General features: G+C 57.2%; 17 protein-coding genes and 1 tRNA gene. 5 read left to right on the forward strand and 13 right to left on the reverse strand.

Annotated features, from left to right (window positions below):
• Positions 1–43: 43 nt before the first annotated feature.
• On the forward strand, positions 44–883 hold the full coding sequence (locus H8B14_RS14130) for a glycosyltransferase family 2 protein (RefSeq protein ID WP_187316281.1): 840 nt from the start codon (positions 44–46) through the stop codon (positions 881–883).
• Between the two features lie 615 nt (positions 884–1,498).
• Positions 1,499–3,808 (forward strand): Ig-like domain-containing protein, encoded by a 2,310-nt coding sequence (locus H8B14_RS14135; RefSeq protein WP_187316282.1) that lies wholly within the window; start codon positions 1,499–1,501, stop codon positions 3,806–3,808.
• Between the two features lie 103 nt (positions 3,809–3,911).
• Here H8B14_RS14135 and H8B14_RS14140 read toward each other — a convergent pair whose 3' ends face one another.
• The 13 genes from H8B14_RS14140 to H8B14_RS14200 all read right to left on the reverse strand — a co-directional run bounded on the left by H8B14_RS14140 (position 3,912) and on the right by H8B14_RS14200 (position 20,531).
• Complete coding sequence (locus tag H8B14_RS14140; RefSeq protein WP_187316283.1) at positions 3,912–5,114, reverse strand: glycosyltransferase family 4 protein; 1,203 nt, start codon at positions 5,112–5,114, stop codon at positions 3,912–3,914.
• Between the two features lie 241 nt (positions 5,115–5,355).
• Positions 5,356–6,600, reverse strand: a complete 1,245-nt coding sequence (locus H8B14_RS14145) for a glycosyltransferase family 4 protein (protein ID WP_187316284.1) — start codon at positions 6,598–6,600, stop codon at positions 5,356–5,358.
• Between the two features lie 80 nt (positions 6,601–6,680).
• Complete coding sequence (locus tag H8B14_RS14150; protein WP_187316285.1) at positions 6,681–8,036, reverse strand: glutamate-1-semialdehyde 2,1-aminomutase; 1,356 nt, start codon at positions 8,034–8,036, stop codon at positions 6,681–6,683.
• Between the two features lie 33 nt (positions 8,037–8,069).
• Positions 8,070–9,434: a DUF4910 domain-containing protein gene (locus tag H8B14_RS14155; protein ID WP_222840605.1), complete on the reverse strand. Its 1,365-nt coding sequence runs from the start codon at positions 9,432–9,434 to the stop codon at positions 8,070–8,072.
• A gap of 101 nt (positions 9,435–9,535) precedes the next feature.
• Entirely contained in the window at positions 9,536–10,888 is a 1,353-nt protein-coding gene (locus H8B14_RS14160) for a class I SAM-dependent methyltransferase (protein ID WP_261990021.1), read from the reverse strand.
• 63 nt (positions 10,889–10,951) lie between these two features.
• Positions 10,952–12,298: an NAD(P)H-dependent oxidoreductase gene (locus H8B14_RS14165; protein ID WP_187316286.1), complete on the reverse strand. Its 1,347-nt coding sequence runs from the start codon at positions 12,296–12,298 to the stop codon at positions 10,952–10,954.
• 88 nt (positions 12,299–12,386) lie between these two features.
• Positions 12,387–12,950 (reverse strand): dTDP-4-dehydrorhamnose 3,5-epimerase, encoded by a 564-nt coding sequence (gene rfbC, locus H8B14_RS14170; RefSeq protein WP_187316287.1) that lies wholly within the window; start codon positions 12,948–12,950, stop codon positions 12,387–12,389.
• 62 nt (positions 12,951–13,012) lie between these two features.
• On the reverse strand, positions 13,013–14,095 hold the full coding sequence (locus tag H8B14_RS14175) for an NAD-dependent epimerase/dehydratase family protein (protein ID WP_187316288.1): 1,083 nt from the start codon (positions 14,093–14,095) through the stop codon (positions 13,013–13,015).
• Positions 14,096–14,210: 115 nt separating this feature from the next.
• A complete protein-coding gene (gene rfbF / locus H8B14_RS14180; RefSeq protein WP_187316289.1) occupies positions 14,211–15,104 on the reverse strand; it encodes a glucose-1-phosphate cytidylyltransferase in 894 nt (297 codons plus the stop codon).
• Between the two features lie 281 nt (positions 15,105–15,385).
• Positions 15,386–16,171, reverse strand: a complete 786-nt coding sequence (locus H8B14_RS14185) for a WecB/TagA/CpsF family glycosyltransferase (RefSeq protein ID WP_187316290.1) — start codon at positions 16,169–16,171, stop codon at positions 15,386–15,388.
• 98 nt (positions 16,172–16,269) lie between these two features.
• Positions 16,270–17,667: an exopolysaccharide biosynthesis polyprenyl glycosylphosphotransferase gene (locus H8B14_RS14190; RefSeq protein ID WP_187316291.1), complete on the reverse strand. Its 1,398-nt coding sequence runs from the start codon at positions 17,665–17,667 to the stop codon at positions 16,270–16,272.
• A gap of 1,001 nt (positions 17,668–18,668) precedes the next feature.
• The gene (locus H8B14_RS14195; RefSeq protein ID WP_187316292.1) at positions 18,669–19,904 is read right to left on the reverse strand and encodes a glycosyltransferase family 4 protein; all 1,236 of its coding nucleotides are present in this window, start codon (positions 19,902–19,904) and stop codon (positions 18,669–18,671) included.
• Between the two features lie 553 nt (positions 19,905–20,457).
• Positions 20,458–20,531 (reverse strand) — tRNA-Ile (locus tag H8B14_RS14200).
• 171 nt (positions 20,532–20,702) lie between these two features.
• Here H8B14_RS14200 and H8B14_RS14205 point away from each other — a divergent pair.
• The 3 genes from H8B14_RS14205 to H8B14_RS14215 all read left to right on the forward strand — a co-directional run bounded on the left by H8B14_RS14205 (position 20,703) and on the right by H8B14_RS14215 (position 23,244).
• Positions 20,703–21,380, forward strand: coding sequence for an HAD family hydrolase (locus tag H8B14_RS14205; RefSeq protein WP_410054458.1), 678 nt, complete (start codon positions 20,703–20,705; stop codon positions 21,378–21,380).
• A 64-nt stretch (positions 21,381–21,444) separates the two neighbouring features.
• Positions 21,445–22,545: a site-2 protease family protein gene (locus H8B14_RS14210; RefSeq protein ID WP_187316293.1), complete on the forward strand. Its 1,101-nt coding sequence runs from the start codon at positions 21,445–21,447 to the stop codon at positions 22,543–22,545.
• 57 nt (positions 22,546–22,602) lie between these two features.
• Entirely contained in the window at positions 22,603–23,244 is a 642-nt protein-coding gene (locus tag H8B14_RS14215) for a hypothetical protein (protein WP_187316294.1), read from the forward strand.
• Positions 23,245–23,301 lie beyond the last annotated feature (57 nt).

Genomic DNA, 23,301 nt, shown 5'->3' on the forward strand with positions numbered 1-23,301 from the left:
AGCCGTTTTCCTTTCGTTTTCGCTGTTTTTCAGGTTGCGCGCTATGCTTTACATCGTCATTCCGGTTTTCAACCGCCTTGCTTACACCCGAGCCTGCCTGGATTCACTACGCCAGCAGTCAACCCAGGACTTCAGTACCATTGTTGTAGATGATGGGTCCACTGATGGCACAGCCGCCGCACTGGCTGCCGACTATCCGGAGGTAACCGTGCTGCCGGGCACTGGCTCATTGTTCTGGACGGCCGGCGTAAACCTGGGTTTGCGCCATGCACTTGACCAGGGTGCCAGCTGGCTGATGACTATGAACAACGATGTGGTGGCGTATCCCGACTTCGTGGCCCAGATGATGGCAGCTGCCACCAGCCGTCCGCCGGCCTTGTATGGTGCTTTTGAGTTGGATGCGCGTACGCAGGAGCCTATCTATGCCGGCGGCTGGCTGAACTGGCGCACCGGCAGTTTCCGGCGCCTGCTCGATGAAATACCAGCCAGCCAGCGCCACGGCCAGCGCCCCACCGAATATCTGCCCGGCCGGGGGCTGCTAATCCCGCGGGTGGTGTTTGAGCGCATCGGGCTGTTTGCGGCCGAGCTGCTGCCCCACTACTACGCCGACTACGACTTTACGCATCAGGCCCGGCTGGCTGGGTTTGAAGTGTACCTGAACTTCGACGCCCGCCTGGGCACCTACCCAGACGAAAGTGGCGACCAGCAAAACCGGCAGCACCGGACACTGCGCAACTATTATCAGCATTTGTTCAGCATTCGGGGCGGGGCCAACCTACGGGACTTCACGCAGTTTGCACGGCGCAACTGCCCGCCGCGCGACCTGCCGCTATGCCTGCTCACTGGCTACTCACGCCGGCTGGTTGGCTATTTTCTACGGTAGCATCTCATTGCTGATGCTGGCGGCAGCGGGCTGGCTAACGCTGACTGTGAGGCGAGCTAGTTGCTTTTAGACATAATGAGTGGCGTATTACCGGCGAAAAAGCGGACGTCAGACTCTCATTTCAGCGCGGTTTACGCTTGTGCGCAATGCAGTATTTGTCTTCATATTCAATGATTTGCCTACCCTAATGCTTTAATTTCTGTACATGATTTTGTCCTGACTACCAGTGCCGCTTTCCGCGCAGCAGAAGTTGAACCAACGAATACGGATTGTCAATCTTTACCAGCAATAATTCAACCCTCATTGGGCTACTCCCTGAAATTCCTATTCAGCAGAAAAATATTTCAACTATTTCAACGGCATAATTCAATTTTATACAATTCCTCAACTATCATCGATTCCTAGTAGATACATGATTTTTCTAATGCATGAACTTATATATACGATTCATATGTATGCTATTACTACGGCATTACGGGCTTTTATGAATAGCAGCCTGTAAGACGATATGAGTTTTCTTGTTTAACTTTGCCGTAGTAGAAACATCCTTTTCGTCCTTTCACATCTTAAAAAGTGCAAATGCTGAAGAAAAAGAAATTAGGATTGTCTGCCTCTATGCAGACATACGTGTCGTTGGTTGTGTTGCTCTTTTTCACCACGTTTTGCGTCCAAGCTCAATCAGACGGCGGCCTGACTGGCCTGACGGCCAGCGCGCCCATCAACCTGACCGGCCAGAGCAACCGGGTGATTGAAAATCTGGTGATTACCAACTTCTCAACCACGCCGGCCATCAAGCTCACCAACTGCTCTAATATCACCATTCGGCGGGTATCGTTGCGCAACGGCCAGAAGCTAGGCGTTGACCTTTATGGCTGCTCGAACATCACCATCGAAGACTCGTACTTCGAAAACCTGATTGGGGGCATCTATTCCCAGAACGGTACGGGCGGCATGGTAGTGCGCCACAACAACTTTAAAAACATGAACATGGCGGACGCCCGCGGGCAGTTCATCCAGTTCAATAACTGCACCGGTGCCGGCAACGTCATCGAGTACAACTACGGGCTGAACATTGCGGGCCAGAGCAATCCGGAAGACGCCATCAACATGTTCATGACCAGCGGTACGCCCACCAGCCCGCTGATGATCCGCTACAACTACATCAATGGTGGTGGCCCCAGCCCGTCGGGTGGTGGTATTCTGGTAGGTGACACTGGCGGCTCTTACTGCACCATTGAAAGCAACGTTGTTATCAACCCCGGCCAGTATGGCATTGCCAACACGGGCGGTACCGGCAACAAAATTCTTAACAACATAGTATTCGGCCGTCAGCAGAGCTTCACGAACGTGGGCATCTACCTGTGGGGCGGTCCGCGGGCAGTGGAAAACTCCACCGTAACCGGCAACAAGGTGTTCTGGGTGAACAGCGCCGGTCAGCAAAACCCTTTCTGGACGCTGAACACGCCTGGCCTGGTACAGAACAACAACAGCTGGGGCGACGCATCCATTACAGCTAGCTATCCGGCTCCCGCTGGTGCTGGTATCCGCCTGAATGGTACCAGCGCCCCCGCTCCTACGCCAGCTCCTGCACCGGCTCCGGCCCCAACTCCGGCTCCGGCCCCCGCTCCTACGCCTACCACTCCGGTAGCCGGCACGGGCGCACTCTACCGTGCCATTAACTTCAACGGCAGCGCCACCAGCATTGATGGCAACAACTGGGAAGGCGACAACGCTCCGAACATAACGCACAACGGGCAGCGGTTCAGCAACAACAACGTTGCCCTGAACCCCGCTACCGACGCCGCCCGCACCAGCATGATTCGCTCGTCGATTTACAGCAACGCATTGCAGCTCACAGTAGGCAACGTACCTGCCGGCCAGTATGCCGTGTATGCCTACGTTTGGGAAGACAACTTCGCAGGCATTGTGAACCTGAACGTACAGGGCCAGCGCGTGCTCAGCAACTTCAATACGGGTTCGGCTGGTAGCTGGCAGCGGATTGGCCCGTTCGCCGCTACGGTAGGCACCAACGGCCAGCTCCAGCTCACCTCTTCGGGTGGCGACCTGAACATTTCGGGTCTGGAAATCCGCACGGCTGGCACAACTGGCACGACGCCAACCGCACCAGCTCCTACAGCCAACGTAGCACCCCGCGCCCAGCTGACTACCTCGGCTTCGACCCTGACGGCGGGCGGCAGCGTAACGCTGACAGCCACGGCCTCAGACACCGATGGCTCGGTTAGCAAGGTGGAGTTCTTCCAGGGCACAACTAAGCTAGGCGAAGACACAAGCGCTCCGTACACCTTCACCTGGAGCAACGTAGCCGCCGGCTCGTACTCGCTCACGGCTAAGGCTACCGACAACAGCAACGCCAGCGCCGCCTCGGCAGCAGTCGGCCTCACTGTAACGGCTCCGGCCCCGGTTGCTCCGGCTTTCTACCGCGCCATAAACGTGGGCGGCAGCGCCACTACGCTGGATGGCAAAGCCTTCGGAGCTGGCAACAGCGCTAATTTCTCGGTAGTATCCGGCAGCCCGTTCACGGCCAACAACGTTGCCCTGACGCCTGCCACCGACGCCACCCGGGCCAGCGTGATTCGCTCTTCGGTATGGAGCCGCAACCTGGACGTGCGCATGACGGCCGTACCGAATGGCACCTACGAGGTGTACCTGTATGTGTGGGAAGACAACTTCGCTACCACATACAACATGGCAATCAATGGCCAGACCGTCGTATCGAACCGCAACAGCGGCTCGGCCGGCAACTGGGCTAAGATTGGTCCGTTCGTCACTAGCGTAACCAACGGTACCATTGCCGTAACTTCTACGGGCGGCGACGCCAACCTGTCGGGCATTGAAGTACACACCCGGCCCGCAGCCCGCACTGCCAGCGCTACTACTACCACTTCAACCGGCGCAGGCCAGTAGCAGCAACATCGTTTCTGCCACGCACGCAAATGTCGTCAACAAAAACGCCCGGCCGTATGGTCGGGCGTTTTTGTTGACGACACTTGCGTGCTAGTGGTGTTTGCTATAACAAGTACTGGTCGGCCATGCGGCTAAGTGACTTTTTAGCGGAAAACTTCTTTTTGTAGAAGGCAAATGCCTTGGTTCGCCAGTCTTCCAGGCGCCCGTCCTGTTTCATGGCATGCATTTCCAGCAGCGCTTCATCGAAACGCTCGGTGTCGGGGTTGATCCAGAAGCCATAGTTTTCGGCGGGGTTGTCGGGCCGAAAGTCGTTCATGCCCCAGCCTTCGTACAGAATAACAGGCACTTTGCAGGCAATGGCCTGCAGAATAACATTGCCGAGGCCTTCCCAGTGTGAGGAAAAAATAAAGCCATCGGAAGCCCAGAACACTTTGGGCAGGTAGTCGATGTAGTCAAGAAATATTACGTGCTGCTCGATGCCCAGTTTTTGCACGTAGGCGCGTTCCTGGGGCAGGTTTTCGCCGGTGCCGCGGTGCAGAAATACCAGGTTCGGCAACCGGTCCTTCACCCGCGCCACGGCCTCAAATATTTCGTTGTGGCACTTCTTGTCGTTGCAGGTTCCCACGGTCAGCACCACAAAGGCGTCGGGCGCAATACCTATTTCCTGGCGTGCGGCAGCCATCTGCTCGGGTGTCGGGGGCCGAAACTCGTTTTCATCAATCCAGTTGTAGACGATGGTGGTAGGATTGTGGAAATGCTCACGCTCCACCGTCTGCACCGACTCGCCAATAGCCACGTGCCGCACATCCAGTACATGCGTGGCCAGCCAGCGGTGGAACGTGCGCTTCAGGCGCAGGTAAGGCCCGTATTGGAAATACACATCGTGGTGCGTATGCACAATGCGCGCCTTGGGAAAAGCCAGCCGGATGGCCAGGCAATGCCAGATAAACAGGCCCTCCAGATGCAGGTGCACCACATCTGCCGGATGTTGGCGCAGATACCGGTAGAGCTCAATAAATGAGCCCAGGTTGCGGCGGGCGGGCAAATGCTCTACCGGGTAGCCGGCCCGGGCCAGCGTTGGGGCATACGGCCCAAATTCCGGCCCACGGGCTACAATGGACCCGTGCAGGCCCCGCGACTCGAAGTATTCCTTGGCATCATACACCATTACCTCGGCGCCGGAGTAGCGCAGTTCCCACAGCAAATGCAACAGGCGGTGAGTAGGTGGCTGCTGAACGACAGTGGCTGGGGCAAGACTTTCCGGCTCAGATAAAACCGGAGCAGAAGGATACGTTAGGGTTTCCATATGAACTGGATTGGCAAAGCAGTGAACACTCGGCGACAAACTGCAACAGACCAATCAGGGCCTGGCAGCACACGTTTTAAATTTACCATAACTACCACACCTCACAAACTATTATCATATTTTTTATAAATAAATTTTAATTTATTACTCTATATATTCACTGCCCTTGCAAGCCCCTTTATCCACTATAGGCATCAGCAAGAGGCAGCCAATCTTTCAGATACACTCAACCCACTGTCCATCAGGCGTGCTCGTATTGCACGGGTGTGGCGGCAGTAGTCAGTTGTGTACCACGCGCTTCGGCTACCACGGCTTCGTACAGGCGCAGCAGTATTGCGTAGTTGGTGGCGGGCGTATAGAGTGCCTCATATGTTGCCCGGCCGGCCGCACCAAGGTGGCTGGCTAATGCGGCATCTGCCAGCAGGGCCTGGGCTGCCTGCGCCAAGCCTTTGGCGTCGCCGGGTTCAAATAGCAGCCCATTGACACCCGACTGCACCATTTCGCCAGGGCCGCCGCGCCGCGAAGCCAGCACCGGAGTGCCGGTGGCAAAGGCTTCCAGCACTACCATCGGCATACCTTCCACACATTCTGAGGGCATCACCAAAGCCCGGCACCGGCGCATAGCAGTGGCCACTCCGGTGGCATCGGCAGGCCCAAGGTAGCGGACCGAAGGCGCGGCAGCCGCACAAGCTTCTACCTCAGACCGCAAAGGTCCGTCGCCCACTACCAGTAGAGGCAGCGCATAAGTAGCCGCTGCTGTCAGCAGCGTGTGCAACCCCTTTTCGGGCGAGAGGCGGCCTACAAACAGCAGGTGCCCGTCGCGCTGGTTGCCAGGGTGCGGCGCGCCTGGGTCAGAGAGGAAATTGGGTTTGTAGGCCAATTGGCTGGGCTGCAGCCCCAACGAAGAATCCAGAAAGCGCCGACGGGCAAATTCGGTGAGCACGAGGTAGCGTGCCACGCCGGTCCGCCACGTGCCCAGCAGCTTGTGCAGGCCGGTAATGGCCGCCACAGCTGCCGTCTGGAGCATAGAATTGCGGTAGAGCCGCCGCCGCACAGCATCCCAGGGAAACAGGCGGTGCACGCTTTTCTCATACAGCTGCCCACCCGTGTACAGCAACGCACCGGGGCAGATAAGGCGGTAGTTGTGCATCGTCATTACTACCGGTACCCCAGCTTGGCGGGCCGCCCACAGCACAGCCGGCGAAGCCACCGGAAACAGGTTGTGTATGTGAATGACATCGGGCTGAAAGGCCTGGATGGCAGCTCTTAGCCGGCGTGCACTGCCGGGGTTATAAAACCCCAGGAGGCCGGCTTTCACCTTGTCCCACAGGCTAGGACCAATCTGCTGATTATGAAATTCCAGCGTTTCCACCGGGTGGCCGCGGGCGCGCAATAAGTCCCGCTCGGCCCGGAACACGGCATCTTCGCCGCCGGGCTGCTGGTAGAAATTATGCAGGAGCAGAATGCGCAACATAGGATACAACATCAGCAGTCAGAAACGCCGGAAAGCACATAAGCAGAAGCAGGCTACGGGCTACCGCACGCGCAGATGGAAACTACCACGGGCTAATTGCGTGTGCGGTACACCGATTTCACCGGGGCGCCCACTAAGTAGTGCTCTACACCATTTTCCAGTGCCTGGCGGTACACGCCCAGCACCTCGTAGAGTTGCTCCAGCACTTGGTTGATGATGGCCGGGGTGTGCGAGTAGTTGACAATCAGTGACGGCATAAGCAGGCCGCGCCGCATGGTTTCCTGCAGAAACAGCGTCCGCAGAGCGGCCGAGTGCTGGCCGGCAGCGTCGCGGGTGGTGTAAATGAGGCCGCAGGGCTTCCCTACGGCCTGCACCTGGGCCTGCACTCCTTGCTCGCAGGCGGCCTGGTACAAGCCTGCCGCCAGCTGCCGGCCTACGCTCCAGAGGTGCTCTACCACCGGCTGGGTGCGGTATTCGTGCATCACGGCACGGGCGGCGGCCAGGGCATGCGTTTCGGCCCCGTAGGTTGTGGAAAGCAGAAATACCCGATCCTGGGCGTGGTGCAGCCCGCCCAGTTCCATCAGTTCGCGGCGGCCGGTCAGGGCGGCCAAACTGAACCCGTTGGCCAGGGCCTTGCCCCAGGTGCTGAGGTCGGGCCGAACACCGTGGTAACCTTGCGCCCCGTGGTTGTGCCAGCGGAAACCCGTGATGATTTCATCGAAGATGAGCACCGCACCGTGCTGGTCGCAGAGGTGGCGCAAGCCGGCCAGGAAGCCTGGCGCCGGGGGCACGTCTTTCTCCACTTCCAGCAGCAGGCAGGCAATCTGGCCGGGGTATGTGGCAAACAGCGTTTGGGCGCTATCCAGGTTGTTATAGCGGAAGCCCACAGTGAGGGCCTGCACCGCCTGCGGAATGCCTGCCGCCAATGGTGTGGTGCCCATAAACCAGTCGTCGCAGGAAAAGAACGGATGGTCCTGGCAGATAGCCACCAGGTCGCGGCCGGTAGCGGCGCGGGCCAGCTTCACGGCGGCACTGGTGGCATCAGAGCCATTTTTGGTGAACTTCACCATGTCGCCGGCCTGTGTGAACTCCAGAAAGTCTTCGGCGGCTTCCAGTTCCAGCACGGCCGGCCGGCCGAAGTTCACGCCTAGCTCCAGCTGCCGACGGGCCGCGGCCACCACCGGGGCGTAGGCATGGCCCAGCGTGACCGAGCGCAGCCCGGCCCCAAACTCAATAAACTCGTTGCCATCCACGTCCCAGACCCGGCAACCGTCGCCCCGCACGATATAGGGCGCCATGTGCTCTGGGAATTGGTCGTCGCCTTTGGCATACGTGTGTGCCCCTCCCGGAATAGCCGCATGGAACCGGGCCTGCAGTGCCTGAGAGGCCGCAAACCCGAGAGGTGGCGAAGCCAGGGCTGGTGACGGAGATACGAAGGTGGTTTCCATGAGCGACGTTACAAAGTACTGAGGCAGAACCTCTCAGGTGAAAGGCCAGGCAGCGGGTTCGGGGGCCGCAACGGCCAGCAGATCGGTAGCGGCCAGGGCCTGTGCGGCGCGGTGTAGCAGCTCGAAAGGCAGCCCCGATCTGGCGGCTACATCCAGCAGCGGCGTCTGGCCATCAGCGAGGCTGAGTACCCACAGCAGCGCCATCTGCCAGTCTTGTCCTTCGGTGCCGCCGCCCACGCCTTTGTAGAGGCCGCGGCGGCCCAGTTGCGGCTCGCCGTAGGGCTGCAGATTGCGGTAGCAGCGGTTGTGGTCGAGCGTCTGGCAGAAGCGCAGCACCAGCTCCACTGACTCCTGTAGCTGCGACGCCTGCACGAATTCGAGGTTGTCGGCTGAGGTGTGGTATTCAGCAAACTCGCCGAACGGCGTGCGCGACAAACAGCCCACCGGCAGATTGAACCCTGGCGAGCAATACTGCCGCTCATCGTAGCCATAAGGCAGCCAAGGCCGTATTTCGGATGCGGGAGCGTGGCGGCCCAACACCAGGTTTGCCACGGCATCAACGGGTGCATTGCCTCGCCGGCTTTGCTTGTAGGTGAAGTGCCCTGGCCCGCCAAGCAATGCAAGCACCAGCCCGTGCCGGATACGGGCAATGGCATCAGGATTGAGCGCCAGCCAGGTGATACTGCCAATGGTACCCGGCCCAAATACAAACCGATATGCGTAGCGGCGCTCCGGCAGCGCGGCCAGCTGCTGGGCCAGTGCCACAGCCACCACCAGCCCCGACAGGTTGTCGTTGGCCAGGGACGGATGGCAGCAATGGCACGAAAGCAGCACTTCGCCAGCATCGGGCCCGGCCGCAGTGGCAGGCAGCAGCAGCTCACCGTACGTTAGCGAGCCGGCGGCATCCAGGGTACTATCGATGCACACTTCGTAATAGTCGTCCTGCAGCTGCAGCCGGTTGTGGTGGGGCAGGCAGAAGCCCCAGGCGGGCTGGTAGTAGCTGGTGCGGTACGGAATAAGGTCGGGCTGCTCGGGCAGCGAATACAGGTGCTGGTCCAGCTCCTGCCGCGAGAACCAGCCCCGCACTGGAGTGCTGTAGCCCAGCACGTGCAGGGTGTGCTGCGCAAAGTCAATAACCCGCTCCCCGGCAGCGTTTTTCACCCACGCCTCCCGGATGTTCCACTCGGCCGGCACGGTCCAGTCCAGCACCGGCGTGCCGCTGGGCACCTCGTGCACCTGCAGCGCCGGCAAATACTCGCGCACAATAGCCAGCGTTTCGCGCACCCCGTCGCCGGTGATGCTCCGGCAGATTGGAAACAGGCGGCGCAGCAACGCCTGCATATCGTCGGCCGAAACCAGGGCCGCAGCTGAAACGAAGGGCGCAGAGGTGGCTAGCACAAGGGTGAAGTAGAGAAGTAATAAAAAATGATTCGGGTTGATGTGGTCAGGGCTTTTGCGGGCGTAGACTGACAGGCGTTTTCTACTACCAGCCCAGCACCTCATTCATACACCCGTACTTCCGGAATGGGCACTACAAACTGCCCGCCCCACTCCCGGATACCGCTCATCTGCTCCATTATTTCCTCGCGCAGGTTCCAGGGCAGAATCAGCACGTAATCGGGGCGGGTGCTGAAGATGCGGTCGGGGTGGCAGATAGGAATGCGGGAGCCGGGCAGAAAATTGCCTTGCTTGTGGGGGCTAACATCCACGGTATACTCCAGAAAGTCGGTGCGGATGCCGCAGTAGTTGAGCAGAGTATTTCCCTTACCGGGCGCCCCATAGCCCACCACTGTTTTGCCGGCGCGCTTGACGTCAATCAGGAATTCGAGCAGCTTGCGCTTGGTTTCCTTGGCTTTCTCCTCAAAGTCGGCGTAGTAGGCCAGCTCTGTGATACCCAGCACCAGCTCCCGCGTCCGCAGCTCCGTCACTCGGGCCGTTACGGGCCACGCATCTGATGCTGCGTGCCGGGCGTAGATGCGCAGTGAGCCCCCGTGCGTAGGCAGTTCGTCTACATCAAACAGCGTAAGGCCATGGTGTGCGAAGATGCGCTCCACGGTGTAAAACGACAGGTAGCTGAAATGCTCGTGGTAGATGGTATCAAACTGGTTGCCTTCCATCAGGCGCAGCAGGTGCGGAAACTCCATTGTGATAACGCCATCGGGCTTGAGCAGCGTCTGCATACCAGCCACGAAGTCGTTGATGTCGGGCACGTGGGCCAGCACATTGTTGCCCAGCAGCAGATCGGCCTGGCCCATGGTGCCGGCAATCTGGGCTGCCGTGTCGTGCCCGAAGAACTGACCTAGTGTGTTGATACCCTTGGCGCGGGCCACTTCCGCCACATTGAGGGCTGGCTCCACGCCCAGCACCGGAATACCCTTGGCTACAAAGTATTGCAGCAGGTAGCCATCATTTGAGGCCACTTCCACTACCAAGCTGTCCTCGTTCAGGCTGAAGCGCTTGGCAGCCATATCGGTGTAGCGGCTGGCATGGCGCAGCCACGAGGCCGAGTAAGAAGAGAAGTAAGCGTACTCGTTCTGGAAGATTTGCTCAGAAGTCACAAACTCATCTAGCTGCACCAGAAAGCACTCCCGGCACACCCGGGCGTGCAGCGGATAAAACGCTTCGGCACGGTTGAACTCGTGCGGGCGCACGTGGTGCTGGCACAGCGGTGAGGTGCCCAGGTTAACGAATGTAGTATCGAGCGGAGCGCCACAGAAGCGGCACGGGCTGGCCGGTGGCTCTACCGGGCTGGCCGAAGCCGGCATCACAGCTTCGGTAAGCGCAGTAGCCTCTGCTGACCGAAGCTGTCTTGCAGCAGTTTCATCAAGTGGATAAGCAGTTAGCTTGTTCATAGTAGCAGTGAGGAGAGAGCAAGTAGAGCAGCAATGAGGGCACGGCCGGGGTTGGCACGCAGCTTACCGCAGCACCGGAGGCGGCAGGGCCCGATCGGTTAATGAGGCCACGGCACCGGCGAAGTATGCCGTTTGCTCGGCCCGCAGCTGATCAATCAGGCGGCCCTCGGGCAGCACCACATCGTCGTAGGTTAGCACTTGGTCGCGCTGAACATCATGCCGTAGCACGCAGCCCTCTGCTACACCAATGGGCAGCAGGTTGTCGCGCTCCGTGATGTCAGCATTTTCGGCCAGGCCGTAGGTGTGGTAGTGTCCGATGCCGTCGAGGGTCTGGCCGGCAAACAGGTCTATCTTGGCAGCCGTCACCACTTCCACCCGCATAGGGCCGGCCGGCGCCAGCGTGGCATCCTGAAACAGCACGGCGCGGGCCACCGAAGTCGGGGTTTCAAAGTGGCACAGGTGATACGGTGTATAGAAGCAGTAGAGCGGGCCGGGGCCCAGCTTATAGAGTTTGAGGTAGTGCTGCTGCACGGCATCCTCAACGGTGCCCAGCACAAATACGCCCGGCCCGGGCTCGGCTCCCACCACATAATCGACGAGGCCCGGGCCGCCACCAAGCAGCAGCTCCTGCGGATACCACTCGGCGGCCTTGCTGACAGGCGTGCCCGGCGCTACGGTAGGGCCCAGCATACCGCGCCGCGCCACGCGCATATCCAGCGCATTGGCAATAACGGCTTGCTCGAAGCTGATTTTGCTGCCGTCGGCAAAGCTCGTAACCATGCTGGGGTTCTGGCCCCACTGCCGCGCAAAGCCTTCCTGCGTGGTGGGGTTGCGGTACGGGTCGTGCAGGCCTTTAATGTTGCCACACAGCACCGGCGTCACGCCCAGGCCCTTCACGAAACGGGCCAGATTGAGTGTCACGCCGGGCTGGTCGCCATCCGAAACGGTGTAGATGACGCCGGCCCGGTCGGCGTACACCTTCAGGATAGGGCCGACGGTGCCATCCAGCTCGGCATTGAGCAGAATAATGTGCTTGCCATGCCGGATGGCTTCCAGCACCACCTGCGCACCATGCTCCACGGCGCCCGTCACCTCAATAATGGCATCAATGCCGGCGGCGCAACTCAGTAGCAGCGCATCGTCGGTGATGGCCGGCCGGCCCAGCGCAATGCAGGCTTCCAGCTGCGCCACCGAAGCCACTTCTTGCACTTCCGGCACGCCGGCTTCGGCGAAGATAGCGCGGGCGCGGTCGGGCGTGCGGTTGGCAATGGCCACCAGCTCCATACCGGGCACGTAGCGGCAGATCTGCCGGGCCACGCCCCGCGCCATGAAGCCGGCGCCAATCATACCAACCCGAATCGGGTTGCCGTCGCGCTGCCGCTTTTCCAGAGCTTTATCAATGATTAGCATGCGTTTTCAATTAAAAATTGAGCATTAAAAATTAAGAATTGCCGACGGCCTGAGTGCCCTGACGGCTCGAGAAGGCCATTTTTACTTCTCAATTTTTAATTACTTCCAGCTCTTCCGGCACTCTCAGCTGGAAGTCAGGGTGCTGCCGGTCTTTTTCCGACACCAAGGTGGGCTGCAGGGGCCACTGAATCCCGATGGCGGGGTCGTTCCAGCGCAGGCCCCGCTCGGCTCCGGGCGCGTATTTGGCCGACACCTGATAGCACACATCGGTATGGTCGGTGAGGGTGATGAAGCCGTGGGCAAAGCGCCCCGGCACAAACAGCATCCGAAACGAGTCGGCAGTCAGCTCCACGCCCAGCCACTTGCCGTAGGTTGGCGACTCTTCGCGCAGGTCCACTATCACGTCGTAAATGGCGCCGCGGGTGCAGCGCACCAGCTTGGTTTCTTCGTGCGGCGGCAGCTGGTAGTGCATGCCGCGCAGGGTTCCTCGCTGTGGGTTCGAGGAGACGTTGGCCTGCAGCGGCGGCATGAGGATGCCATGTGCGGCAAATTCATCTTCGCACCAAGAGCGCGCAAAAAAGCCCCGCTCATCGGACATGCGCTCCACATCAATGATGAAAGCGCCAGGCAACTCAGTTTCAGTGAAAATCATACGAGAGTCCATTTGGGAAGAGTAGCAACGGTGGAATGTTGGGCAAGAGTAACCAGGCTTGGTCAGACCAGGACAGCGGGACCAGGCACCACCGTCGGCAGCGCCCAATTGAGTTCGTCGGTTAGCTCACCGGCTTCGCGCAGCGCCGTGAGCACCCGCAGCCGCATCAATTGCGACGTGCGGAATGTGGCGTCGCGGAAGTTCATGGCCAGCAAACCGTCGCGCAGCTCGTCAATGGTATCGGGCAGTGTCCGCCGGGGCTGGTGGGCGGGGGCCAGGCGGCGGTACAAACTAAAATCGACGCGGTAGGAGCGTTTGTCGGGGGGGGCAGCAGCATTTAAACTTACTTCTGTACCCGGAATACTCTTAGCAATGGCGTGGGCCAGGTCGCGCACCTGGTAGTTCCAGCTGTCGGTACCGGTATTGATGGCCAGAAAGGCCCCACCCTGGCTAACCTCACGCCCGAGGGCCCACTCAATAGCCCGGGCCATATCCTGCACATGAATCAGGGGCCGCCAGGGCGTGCCGTCGCTGAGGATACTGATGGCACCCGCCGCTACAGCCCCGGCCACAAAATCATTGACGACCAGATCCAGGCGCAGCCGGTCGCTCCAGCCACAGGCCGTGGCAAACCGCAGGCAGGTTACACAGAACTCGTCATTGGCTAAAGGGCGCAAATCCAGCTCGCTCTGCACCTTGGAGCGGGCATACGCCGTAAGTGGATTCACTGCGGAGGTTTCTGTTTTGGCCCCTTCGCCCCCCGCCCCATAGATGCTGCAGGAGCTGGCAAACACAAACGCCCGCACCCCGGCCGCCTTAGCCTGCCGGGCCAGCCGGATGCCAGCTTCGTGGTTTACCTGCATCGTAACGTCTTCGTAAGTCTGGCCCATGGGGTCGTTGCTGATGGCCGCCAGGTGCACGACACCATCGACACCGTCCAGCAGCTCTGCAGGCAACTCACGTACATCACCAAAAAGCTGGCGGTCCAGCCGTGACTCCGGCAGCCGGGAAGCACCGGTCAGGCAGTGCGCAAAGAAGCCCATGTCGTAGCCAATCAGCTCGGCCTGCGGAAACTGGCGGCGCAGGTGCTGTACCACGCCGGGCCCTACATAGCCCATATTGCCGGTTATAAGGATGCGGTTCATTGGAGAGCAGAAGAAGTGTGGCAGAAAAGAGTGCTCGTAGGGCAAAGAGAGGCCCTGCAGCCCCTGTAGAGCAGGAGCTGATTGGTTGGTGGGATGTGGAGTGAGGAGGCGGCAGCTAGCTGGCGGGCACCACGGTGGCCGCGGCTACACGCTGGCCCTGCGGCGCCTGCACCGGCGTGGCCATAATCTCGGCCAGTACGGGGTCGGGCACTGCAGCAGGTTGCGGGGCATTATCCCAGACTTTCCACTGGGCTTGGTTTTTCTGCCAGAGCTCTTCCAGCATGTTCCGGTCGCGGAGGGTATCCATAGGCTGCCAGAAGCCAGTGTGGCGGAAAGCCGCCAGGTGGCCTTCGCGGGCGAGGCGCTCCATTGGCGCTTTCTCCCACATGGTGCTGTCGTCATCAATGTAGTCGAGGACGCTGGGCTCCAGCACGAAGAAGCCCCCGTTGATCCACGGCGTCTCGCCGCCTTCAGGCTTTTCGGTGAAGCTCTCAATCCGGTCGGCGCTATCGTGCAGGTTGAATACCCCAAAGCGGCCAGGCTGCCGGACGGCCGTGAGCGTGGCCAGCACGCCCTGCTCCTGGTGGTAGCGCACGGCGGCACTAATGTCTACGTCCCCTACCCCGTCACCGTAAGTAAGGCAGAACGTGCTGTCATCCAAATACTCCCGCACCCGGCGCAGGCGGCCACCGGTCATGGTTTCCTGGCCGGTGTCCACCAGCGTCACATTCCAGGGTTCGGTGTTGTTGCGGTGCACCTGCATTTCGTTGCGGTCCATCCGGAACGTCACATCGGCATTATGCAGGAAGTAGTCAGAGAAATACTGCTTGATCATATGGCCTTTGTAGCCACAGCAGATTATAAAGTCGCGGATGCCATGATGCGCGTAAATCTTCATAATGTGCCACAGAATAGGTTTTCCCCCTATTTCCACCATAGGCTTCGGGCGCACGCCGCTTTCTTCGCTGATGCGGGTGCCGTAGCCCCCCGCCAGAATTACCGCTTTCATGACTGCAACAGGTTTGGAAACGTTTGGTATTCAGAGAACTGACAAGCCGAGAGAAGTCTAAATAACCTGCATTCATAAGCATAGTGGCTGATGAATATACTGGCTAGTGAAAGGTAACAATATTTATAATATTGCCAACAATTTATATCAATAAATAATAATAAATAACAAATAAAGATTCATTTAGTCCATATACAATCTTCAGCAGTATACACTTGCTGTTTGTTGGCCGACGCGTGTATAGCTGGATGGAACCACACGATATAAGGCAAGGCAGACTGCTACTCGTTGCAGACTGCGTGCGCTTCAGGCCGGCCCACGCTCATGGCTACCAGGCGACGGGTCACCAGATACAGAAAGCGGGAATTGGTGAGCAGGTACCGCCGCCACAAGCGGCGGGGCTCCAGCCACAAGCGGTACGCCCATTCCAGCCACAGCCGCCGGGCCCACAGCGGCAGCCGCTGCTCCAGGCCGGCATACACCGGAAAGGCCTGCCCTACGCCCAGCATACAGGCCCTAATTCGGCCACGATGAGCAGCCATCCAGTTTTCCTGTTTCGGGCAGCCCAGCGCCACAAACAACAGATCGGGGTCGGCGGCGTTGATGGCGGCTGTTTCCGCTTCGTCTTCTTCGGGCGTGAGCGGCCGGAAGGGCGGCGCATAAGCTCCCACAATTCGCAACTCGGGTAGCTCGCGCCGGGCTCGGGCCAGCATTGCCTCCAATACCCGTGGCGTGGTACCATAAAAATATACCGACTGCTGGCGCTGGGCGGCTTCAGCCAGCAAGGCCGGTAGCAAGTCCATGCCGGCAATGCGCGCCTGCTGCTGGCCTGTATTAAACCAGCCTACTGCGGCGGCCACCGGGCTGCCATCGGGGGCAGCGATGGTTGCCTGATTAAGCACTTGCCGAAAGCCCGGGTCGCGCTGCGACTCTACCAGCATATGTACGTTTGCAAAACACACGTAAGCCGAGCAGCGGGCGGCTCCCAGCTGCAGAATAGCATCAACGAAATGAGCGGATGTACCCGTAGAAATACGGGAATCGAGGACGTAGCGCTTGGGTAGCATAAGCGGTAACGAATGCAGGGCATGCTTTTACACCGTACTGCCCGAGCAGGTAGCCCTCGGGGCGAGGCGGGCTGATCAGCCAGCTACCTGACAGGTGATTAGTACGCGTTTTTTTCGCCCCGAACCATGTTCCAGACGGTTTGCCCGATAATTTTCATGTCCATCCCGAACGACCAGTTTTCCACGTACTTCAGGTCATATTCCACCCGTTTTTCCATGGTACCGGCTTCCCGGGTTTCGCCCCGGTAGCCATTCACCTGCGCATAGCCGGTGATGCCAGGCGTGACGGCGTGACGCAGGTGGTAGGTGCGGATGTGTTTGCTGTATTCCTCGAGTTGGGAAATCATGTTGGGCCGTGGCCCCACCACCGACATGTGCCCCAGCAGTACGTTGAAAAACTGAGGTAGCTCATCTAGGTTGTACTTGCGCAAATATTGGCCCACCCGCGTTACACGCACGTCGTGCTTGGTGGCCTGCAATTCGGGGTGGCCGTGGCTGGCCTGCATGGTGCGCAGCTTGTAGCACGGAAACAGCTGGTTGCGCTTGCCAGGGCGCATCTGCCGGAAAAACACCGGCCCCGGCGAATCCAGCTTGATAAGGAGCGCCAGCACAGGCATAATAATTGGAAATATGGTGCAGATAACCAGTCCGGAAAACATAATATCAAAAAGCCGTTTCATTACCTGATTGGTGCGCATCCCCAGCGGCTCATGCCGGATAGTGAGGATAGGCAGGTGGTCGTAGAAATACACATTCACATCTTTGTGCACCGTTCCACGGAAGTCAGGCACGATCCGGAAGGAGAGAAAATTATCGTCGGCGAAGCGCGAGAGTTCCTCGATAAGATGGCGCTGATCAAGTGGCAGCGCGAAGTAGATGTCATTGACTTGTTCGCGCAGGCAATAACTCTTCAAATCGGCCAGGCGCCCACGAACCACCGTCTGGAGCTTTACGGGCAGGGCTTCATCCGAAAAAAACCCCATAAACTCATTCCCGATAGGATCGTGCGAAGCCAGAAAACGGTAAAGCTCCTGGCCACTGTCGCCGGCTCCAATGATGACATACCGGCTGTTGGCACGCGCAAAGTGCTTGTGGTAAGAGCGATAAAGAAACGTCAGCAGAAACCGGCCCGACACAACCCCAACCATGGCGAGGCTGTACACGGAAAACAGGTATTCGATGGGAGGCCAGTGCGTGCCGCCTGCCGCAACTGCCAGTAGCACAAGAGCTGCATGAAGCAAAAAGGTGCGGATCAGATGCACCAGCTTCTCCGGATATGTAATCAGCCGGTCTACCCGGTATATGTTGGCATACTGGCCTGACAGAATCCACCAGAGCAGCCCGAAGATGATAAAGAAAAAGGGATAGTAGCCGCCAAAATCCCAGTCACCCAGGGTGATACGGCCAGCTAGCCGGAAAGCTCCGAAAATAAGGAGCACATCAACGAACAACAGGATGACGCGAGAAGCGTCCGTGTAGTGTCTGTAGCGTTCCATGGAGACTGCTGAGTAAAGGAGGAGGCGCGGACAATAGGTGGAATTGTAGGATGGTACGCGGAGCAACAACAATACAAATAAACATTAATTATTCTTAAATCAATAATTTATATAACTTTATTTTACAAAAGGATAATAATATCTATGAATGATTCCCGATTACCCTCCTCAGTTCGAGGATATAGGTTTATAGGTATATCATGGATAAAACCACTGATCAGCAGTCTGTTTGCTTAGACTGGGCAGTAGACAGTGGTGCTTTATATCACTGGACTGCTACAGTACTGAGTCGGGAGTGAGTTCAGCAAGCCACAGAAATGCACTTGACGCAAATGATGTGTCATTGCTGAAACCTGGCAGTACCAAGTCAACACCATATAAATGACAGCCTTGGTTTTAGAAGTGGGCCCAACCAAGACACAGCAGCGGGTGTGGCTTTGGATGGCAGCAGTTCCAACAGCCTACGCGCGGCGCTCGATGCCTGGGCACGCGTAGCTAAACTTGTCTTACTTAAGAGCCTTAAGAGCAAACTAGCTCAGGAGGTGGAATAGCCGAAGCGTCTTGCTCTTTCACAACCGAACATACGGCTGCCCCACGCCTGAATCACTGTGAAAAGGGCCTTATGCACAGCATGCATTGTCGCTGACTATCGAAACTCGACAATTATCTCCTCCTATTTCAACACCCTAAGCTGCTGGTGGCGGGTACCTGAAGACGAAATGCAGGTGTCGACAAGGGTCTACTCTGCTTATCCATCGACTGGTGATGACAAACACGCATTTAGGCTTCACCTGCACTACAATACTGGCCGGTCACCAGCAGGGCTGATGTAGGCCAGGTGCAGCGGTGGGAGCTGTATGCCACAAAACCAGGCTTACTCCCGCTGGTGCCGCTATCAGTGTACCTACAGGAGCCTTGCCGAGAGTTGGAGGTATACACGGGTGGGTAAAACTATTCGAAAGGGCCAACGCAGCATATTGCGTTAGCCCCTGCTAGATGTCTTAGCGAACCTTCTTTCCTGCACTTATTGCTTGATTGATGATTTGTATACGTGGCAGCATCTGTGCATCGATGCTGTATAGGTTTTCTATTTTTTCTAATCCTTTCCTAGACAACAGCTCCAATTCAGCAGGATTATGATAATAATACTCTACGTAGTCATAAATGTTATCTACGTCATTTTCAATCAGGACTATATCCGTCTTATGTTCAAAATACAGGTTCTGCCCTAACACATCCGAGCAGAATAGTGCAACACCCATTAAGCCAGCTTCAATGCAGCCACCTGTAGGAAATCCATCAAACGCACCATTTCCTAATTTAAAAGGCACATTAGGCGAAACAATAATATCCATCTCAGCATAGAACTGCGCAAAGAAACTGGTTTCGCGCGGACCATAGAAAATGATATTATTATATCCTTCGACATCGATATCGGTTTCGTCGAACGTTCCGACAATGTGAAATTTAATATCCGGGTATTTCAGGCTAGTCTTTTTGGCCAGCGCAATAAAGGTATCGTAGCCTTTATCAATACCCAACGGCATGTATTTATTGGCCACAAAGCAAATTTGAAGGCTCGTGTCCTTTCTTGCACTCCTTGTTTCCTTCTTTTTACTTAAGCTGAGATTGTCAGCAGGCATCACTACACCATAAATCAGTTCTATCCTATCGGATGGGCAGAAGTTGTTATCAACCAAGTAATCGAGCGTTATCTTCTGGGTGACAATAACTTTTCTAAAAAATGGAGAGCTAAAAATTTTTCTTAATTGCCCCTCCACCTGCTCATCGTGCATCAAAAATCCTCCACCTGGATATAATGTAAAGACGAAAGGCGTTGAATTTGCTTCGATTGTTGGAAGAAAGTTATGCGTATTGTGCAGGAAAGTAAGATAAACTAAATCAGCCTTTATTTTACGATATGGACTAAATTTTAATATTCTACCGACATGCTCTGTGTACGTTTTAAGATGGTTAGCCACCACTTTCTCTATACTGTCGTACACCTTCAGATACGAAAGAGAAGATCCAGTTGTATAAACAATTGAATCTGGAAAAACAGCTAGGTAATAGTTGAATTCTACAAACCTAAACGTGGATAATGGCAATGGATAAATATCATCGATAATAACCAGACTATGCTTCCGGTTGCGGAGATAATTAGCTGGAAAAAACTGCCAGAAGTTTTTCTGTTTATTGAAAAGGCTTTTAGACTTTCTTTTAAATATTTTGAGCATACCGGCAAAGACTGAAATCCATTTTTTGTCGCAATATAACGAAATTGCCTGTTTTCAGCCCTTCTGACTGGCTATTCTGCCGGAACACAAGCGTAGTTTAGTAGCCCCCACATCCGGCCCCACAGCGCGTAGAAACGTCAGTTGAGAACAGAATTGCAAGCAGCCAGCATATTGGAAATTACTCGCCTAATAGAAGTTCAGGATGCCACATTTTACCATCAGCAACACCCAAGCACCAGCACCTTCTAATTGCAGTAGTCGCCGGCACCGTCGGCAGTACCGGCCAGTATAGTGGCATAACGTGGCACATCAGCCGCAACTTCCGGTCAACAGGCAACGCGGAGCAATTCGGTGGTCTGGGCTTCTTTAGTGGTAGTAGCAGAACAACTCACAGTCTACGAAGCTACCGTTTTGAGCACCTCAATCAGAATACGCGCAAATTGAACAAGTCCTTAGTGCGAACTTCGTCACCTGATTGTTTTATCGATGCTCTACCAATCGAAAGCAAAATCCCTCTTTCCGGTATGGAAAGAGGGATTTCAACTTCAATGGGTGGGCCCAACTGGAATCGAACCAGTGACCTGCTGATTATGAGTCAGCTGCTCTAACCGATTGAGCTATAGGCCCGGTGCGTTACATGCTGCGACAAGGGTGTAGCAGCGCGCTTCGACGTTGCAAACTTCGGCCATTGCCGCCGCATTTGCAACGCGAAATTGGTATTTGCTGGCGCGGATCAAGACTTTTGCAGGCAGTAACCATCTTGCCGGGCAGCCGACGAACTTTTCAACTGACTTCTTTATGCCTCACCAACTGCCAAACTTGCTCTTCGATTTTGGGGGCGTCATCATCAATATCGACTACCAGCGCACCCTGGAGGCAATGGGCCGCCTGCATCAGCACGGCAGCACCATCGAGTTTACGCAGGCGGCGCAGTCGGAGCTGTTCGACCAGATGGAAATGGGGCGCCTGACGCCGCACGAGTTCCGGGAAGGGCTGCGCGCCACTTACGAGCTGCAGGCCACGGATGAGGACCTGGATGCCGCCTGGAACGCCATGCTGCTGGATGTGCCGGCCGAGCGGCTGGCTTTGATTGCGGAATTGCGGGCCCGGGGCCATCAGACGGCCCTGCTATCCAATACAAACCAGATTCACATCGACCAGATCAACCGGGTCCTGCGTACGCAATACGGTTTCGAGCACGGCATTGCCGATTGCCTGGACCGGGTGTTTTACTCGCAACAGGTGGGCTTGCGCAAGCCGGGCGAAGAAATATTCCGGCACGCCTTGCGCGAGATGAACTGGAAGGCCGAAGAAACTCTTTTTATCGAGGATAGTTTGCAGCACATCGAAACGGCCCAACGTATTGGCCTGCACACGCTGTTTCTGGCTCCGCCCCTTACCCTCACCGACGCACTTCCTGCTGCCCTCCGTGCCTTCCCCAACCGAGAACCTTCCCCCAATACTCCCCTCTCCTGACGCTGCGAACCTCGGAGTACCTACTAAGCCAACACCTACCGAACCGGAGGAGTTGTTGGATGCTTTGTATTCCGAAAAGCCGAAACCACCACAGTGGCGGCGCTACGCGCTGCATCTGGGGTTGTTTCTGCTTACGCTGCTGACCACCACGCTGGCCGGCGCCGAGTGGATGACCGGCAAGTTTACGTTTGAAGGCCTGGGCTTGACGCCAGCAGAAATCTGGCAGGGCTTATGGTTTTCGGTGCCGTTTCTGGGAGTACTGACGGTGCATGAGTTTGGGCACTACTTCACGGCCCGGCACCACCGAGTACGCGCCACGCTGCCGTATTATATTCCGTTTTTCACGGGTATGTTCAGCACCATCGGGACGTTTGGGGCAGTTATCCGCGTCAAGGACCGGATATTCTCGCGCAAGGAGTTTTTTGACATTGGGCTGGCCGGCCCCCTGGCGGGGTTTCTGGTGGCCGTGCCGGTGCTGATTTACGGCTTTACGCATCTGCCAATTCAAGGACAGATTCGGGTTGAAGAATTCTATGATCATGAGGACCTCGAATACGCTGTTATTTTAGCGAAGCCATTGTTGTATCGCCTTCTGGAGCACGTATTCGCCGATCCAAATCGATTACCCTTAGATATTCACCTGATTCACTACCCGATGCTGTTGGCAGGCTCCTTGGCGCTGTTCTTCACAGCGCTCAACCTGCTGCCCATTGGCCAGCTTGATGGCGGGCATATTCTGTACGGCTTGCTGGGATTTCGGCGGTTCAACCGGCTGTCGGGGCTGCTGTTTGTAGGCTATATCTTCTACGCCGGTCTGGGGCTGTTTTCGTTGCGCACCAACAGCGAAACGTGGCTCTATTGGGGCGTGCCGTATTTCGCTTACCTGATTGTGGTATTGCGGCCGGTGGTACCGCGGCCGTGGCAGGCGCTGGTGCTGGCCGTGGCTTTATGGGCGGTGCAGCTAGCCTGTATAATGGCTGTGCCGGGCATTATGGGCAACCCTGGCTGGCTGGTATTCGGGTTGCTGCTTAGCCGGCTGATGGGCGTGTTTCATCCGCCGGCGCCCGACGAAACCCCACTTTCGGCGGGCCGCAAGGTGCTGGGCTGGCTGATGCTGGCTATTTTTGTGCTGTGCTTTACACCTAGTCCGTTCGAGTTTATCTGAGTGGCCTGATGTTCTCTTTGTTTCCTGTGGCGGCTCAGGCCGTCGTTTCATTACTACATGCTTCTTGAACAACGCCGGCTGTGGGCCGGCACCACCCAGCTGGCACTACGCCAGCACGGCCTCTATGTCTGCCAGCGCGAGTTTAGCGGCCGGGCACTGCTGGAAGTGGAGCTACCCTACGAGGAGATTCTGCCCGTGCGGGTGGAGCGCCGCAGCAACATACCGCGCAAAAAGCTGCTCCGGCTGCTGGCCGTTGTAGGTGGCATCCTGTTCACCTACACCATCGACCACCGCCCCGACGCCTCGTTCGTGGCCGACTTCTGGCTGCGGGCACTGGGGTTGGGTGGTTGCCTGCTGGCGTATGCTTGGTATGGCTGGCAGCACCGCTGGCACGAATTCGTATTGCTCACGTCGCGCTCCAGCATCATCCTCGCCGACCGTTCTTCGGAGCAGACCGCCCTGCACGGCTTTGCGGAGGCCCTGGACCGCCGCACCAAAAACTACCTACGCCACGAGTACGGCCAGATCAATCCGCTGGGCCCCATCGAGTTGCAGCTAAACCGCCTGCAGTGGCTGCAGGGCCTGGAAGTGCTGACCGACGCCGAAGCCCGCGCCCGTGCCACCCGCCTCACCGGCCGCCTCTCCTTGGACACCATGCGCAGCATGGGCCAAGATCTGGAAACGCCCTACGTGAATTAGGACATAGGGCTTAGGGTATAGGCCGTTCTATTGAACTTCTGATCGAACGACCTATGC

The sequence above is a fragment of the Hymenobacter puniceus genome, assembly GCF_014333525.1.
Lineage (GTDB): Bacteria > Bacteroidota > Bacteroidia > Cytophagales > Hymenobacteraceae > Hymenobacter.

Excerpts from the sequence above, each read along its gene's own strand:
- H8B14_RS14175 (WP_187316288.1), bottom strand. The coding sequence starts at position 14,095 with ATGAACCGCATCCTTATAACCGGCAATATGGGCTATGTAGGGCCCGGC.
- rfbF (WP_187316289.1), bottom strand. The coding sequence starts at position 15,104 with ATGAAAGCGGTAATTCTGGCGGGGGGCTACGGCACCCGCATCAGCGAA.
- H8B14_RS14185 (WP_187316290.1), bottom strand. The coding sequence starts at position 16,171 with ATGCTACCCAAGCGCTACGTCCTCGATTCCCGTATTTCTACGGGTACA.
- H8B14_RS14140 (WP_187316283.1), bottom strand. The coding sequence starts at position 5,114 with ATGGAAACCCTAACGTATCCTTCTGCTCCGGTTTTATCTGAGCCGGAA.
- rfbC (WP_187316287.1), bottom strand. The coding sequence starts at position 12,950 with ATGATTTTCACTGAAACTGAGTTGCCTGGCGCTTTCATCATTGATGTG.
- H8B14_RS14190 (WP_187316291.1), bottom strand. The coding sequence starts at position 17,667 with ATGGAACGCTACAGACACTACACGGACGCTTCTCGCGTCATCCTGTTG.
- H8B14_RS14165 (WP_187316286.1), bottom strand. The coding sequence starts at position 12,298 with ATGCTAATCATTGATAAAGCTCTGGAAAAGCGGCAGCGCGACGGCAAC.
- H8B14_RS14150 (WP_187316285.1), bottom strand. The coding sequence starts at position 8,036 with ATGGAAACCACCTTCGTATCTCCGTCACCAGCCCTGGCTTCGCCACCT.
- H8B14_RS14205 (WP_410054458.1), top strand. The coding sequence starts at position 20,703 with ATGCCTCACCAACTGCCAAACTTGCTCTTCGATTTTGGGGGCGTCATC.
- H8B14_RS14160 (WP_261990021.1), bottom strand. The coding sequence starts at position 10,888 with ATGAACAAGCTAACTGCTTATCCACTTGATGAAACTGCTGCAAGACAG.
- H8B14_RS14195 (WP_187316292.1), bottom strand. The coding sequence starts at position 19,904 with ATGCTCAAAATATTTAAAAGAAAGTCTAAAAGCCTTTTCAATAAACAG.
- H8B14_RS14130 (WP_187316281.1), top strand. The coding sequence starts at position 44 with ATGCTTTACATCGTCATTCCGGTTTTCAACCGCCTTGCTTACACCCGA.
- H8B14_RS14145 (WP_187316284.1), bottom strand. The coding sequence starts at position 6,600 with ATGTTGTATCCTATGTTGCGCATTCTGCTCCTGCATAATTTCTACCAG.
- H8B14_RS14215 (WP_187316294.1), top strand. The coding sequence starts at position 22,603 with ATGCTTCTTGAACAACGCCGGCTGTGGGCCGGCACCACCCAGCTGGCA.
- H8B14_RS14135 (WP_187316282.1), top strand. The coding sequence starts at position 1,499 with ATGCAGACATACGTGTCGTTGGTTGTGTTGCTCTTTTTCACCACGTTT.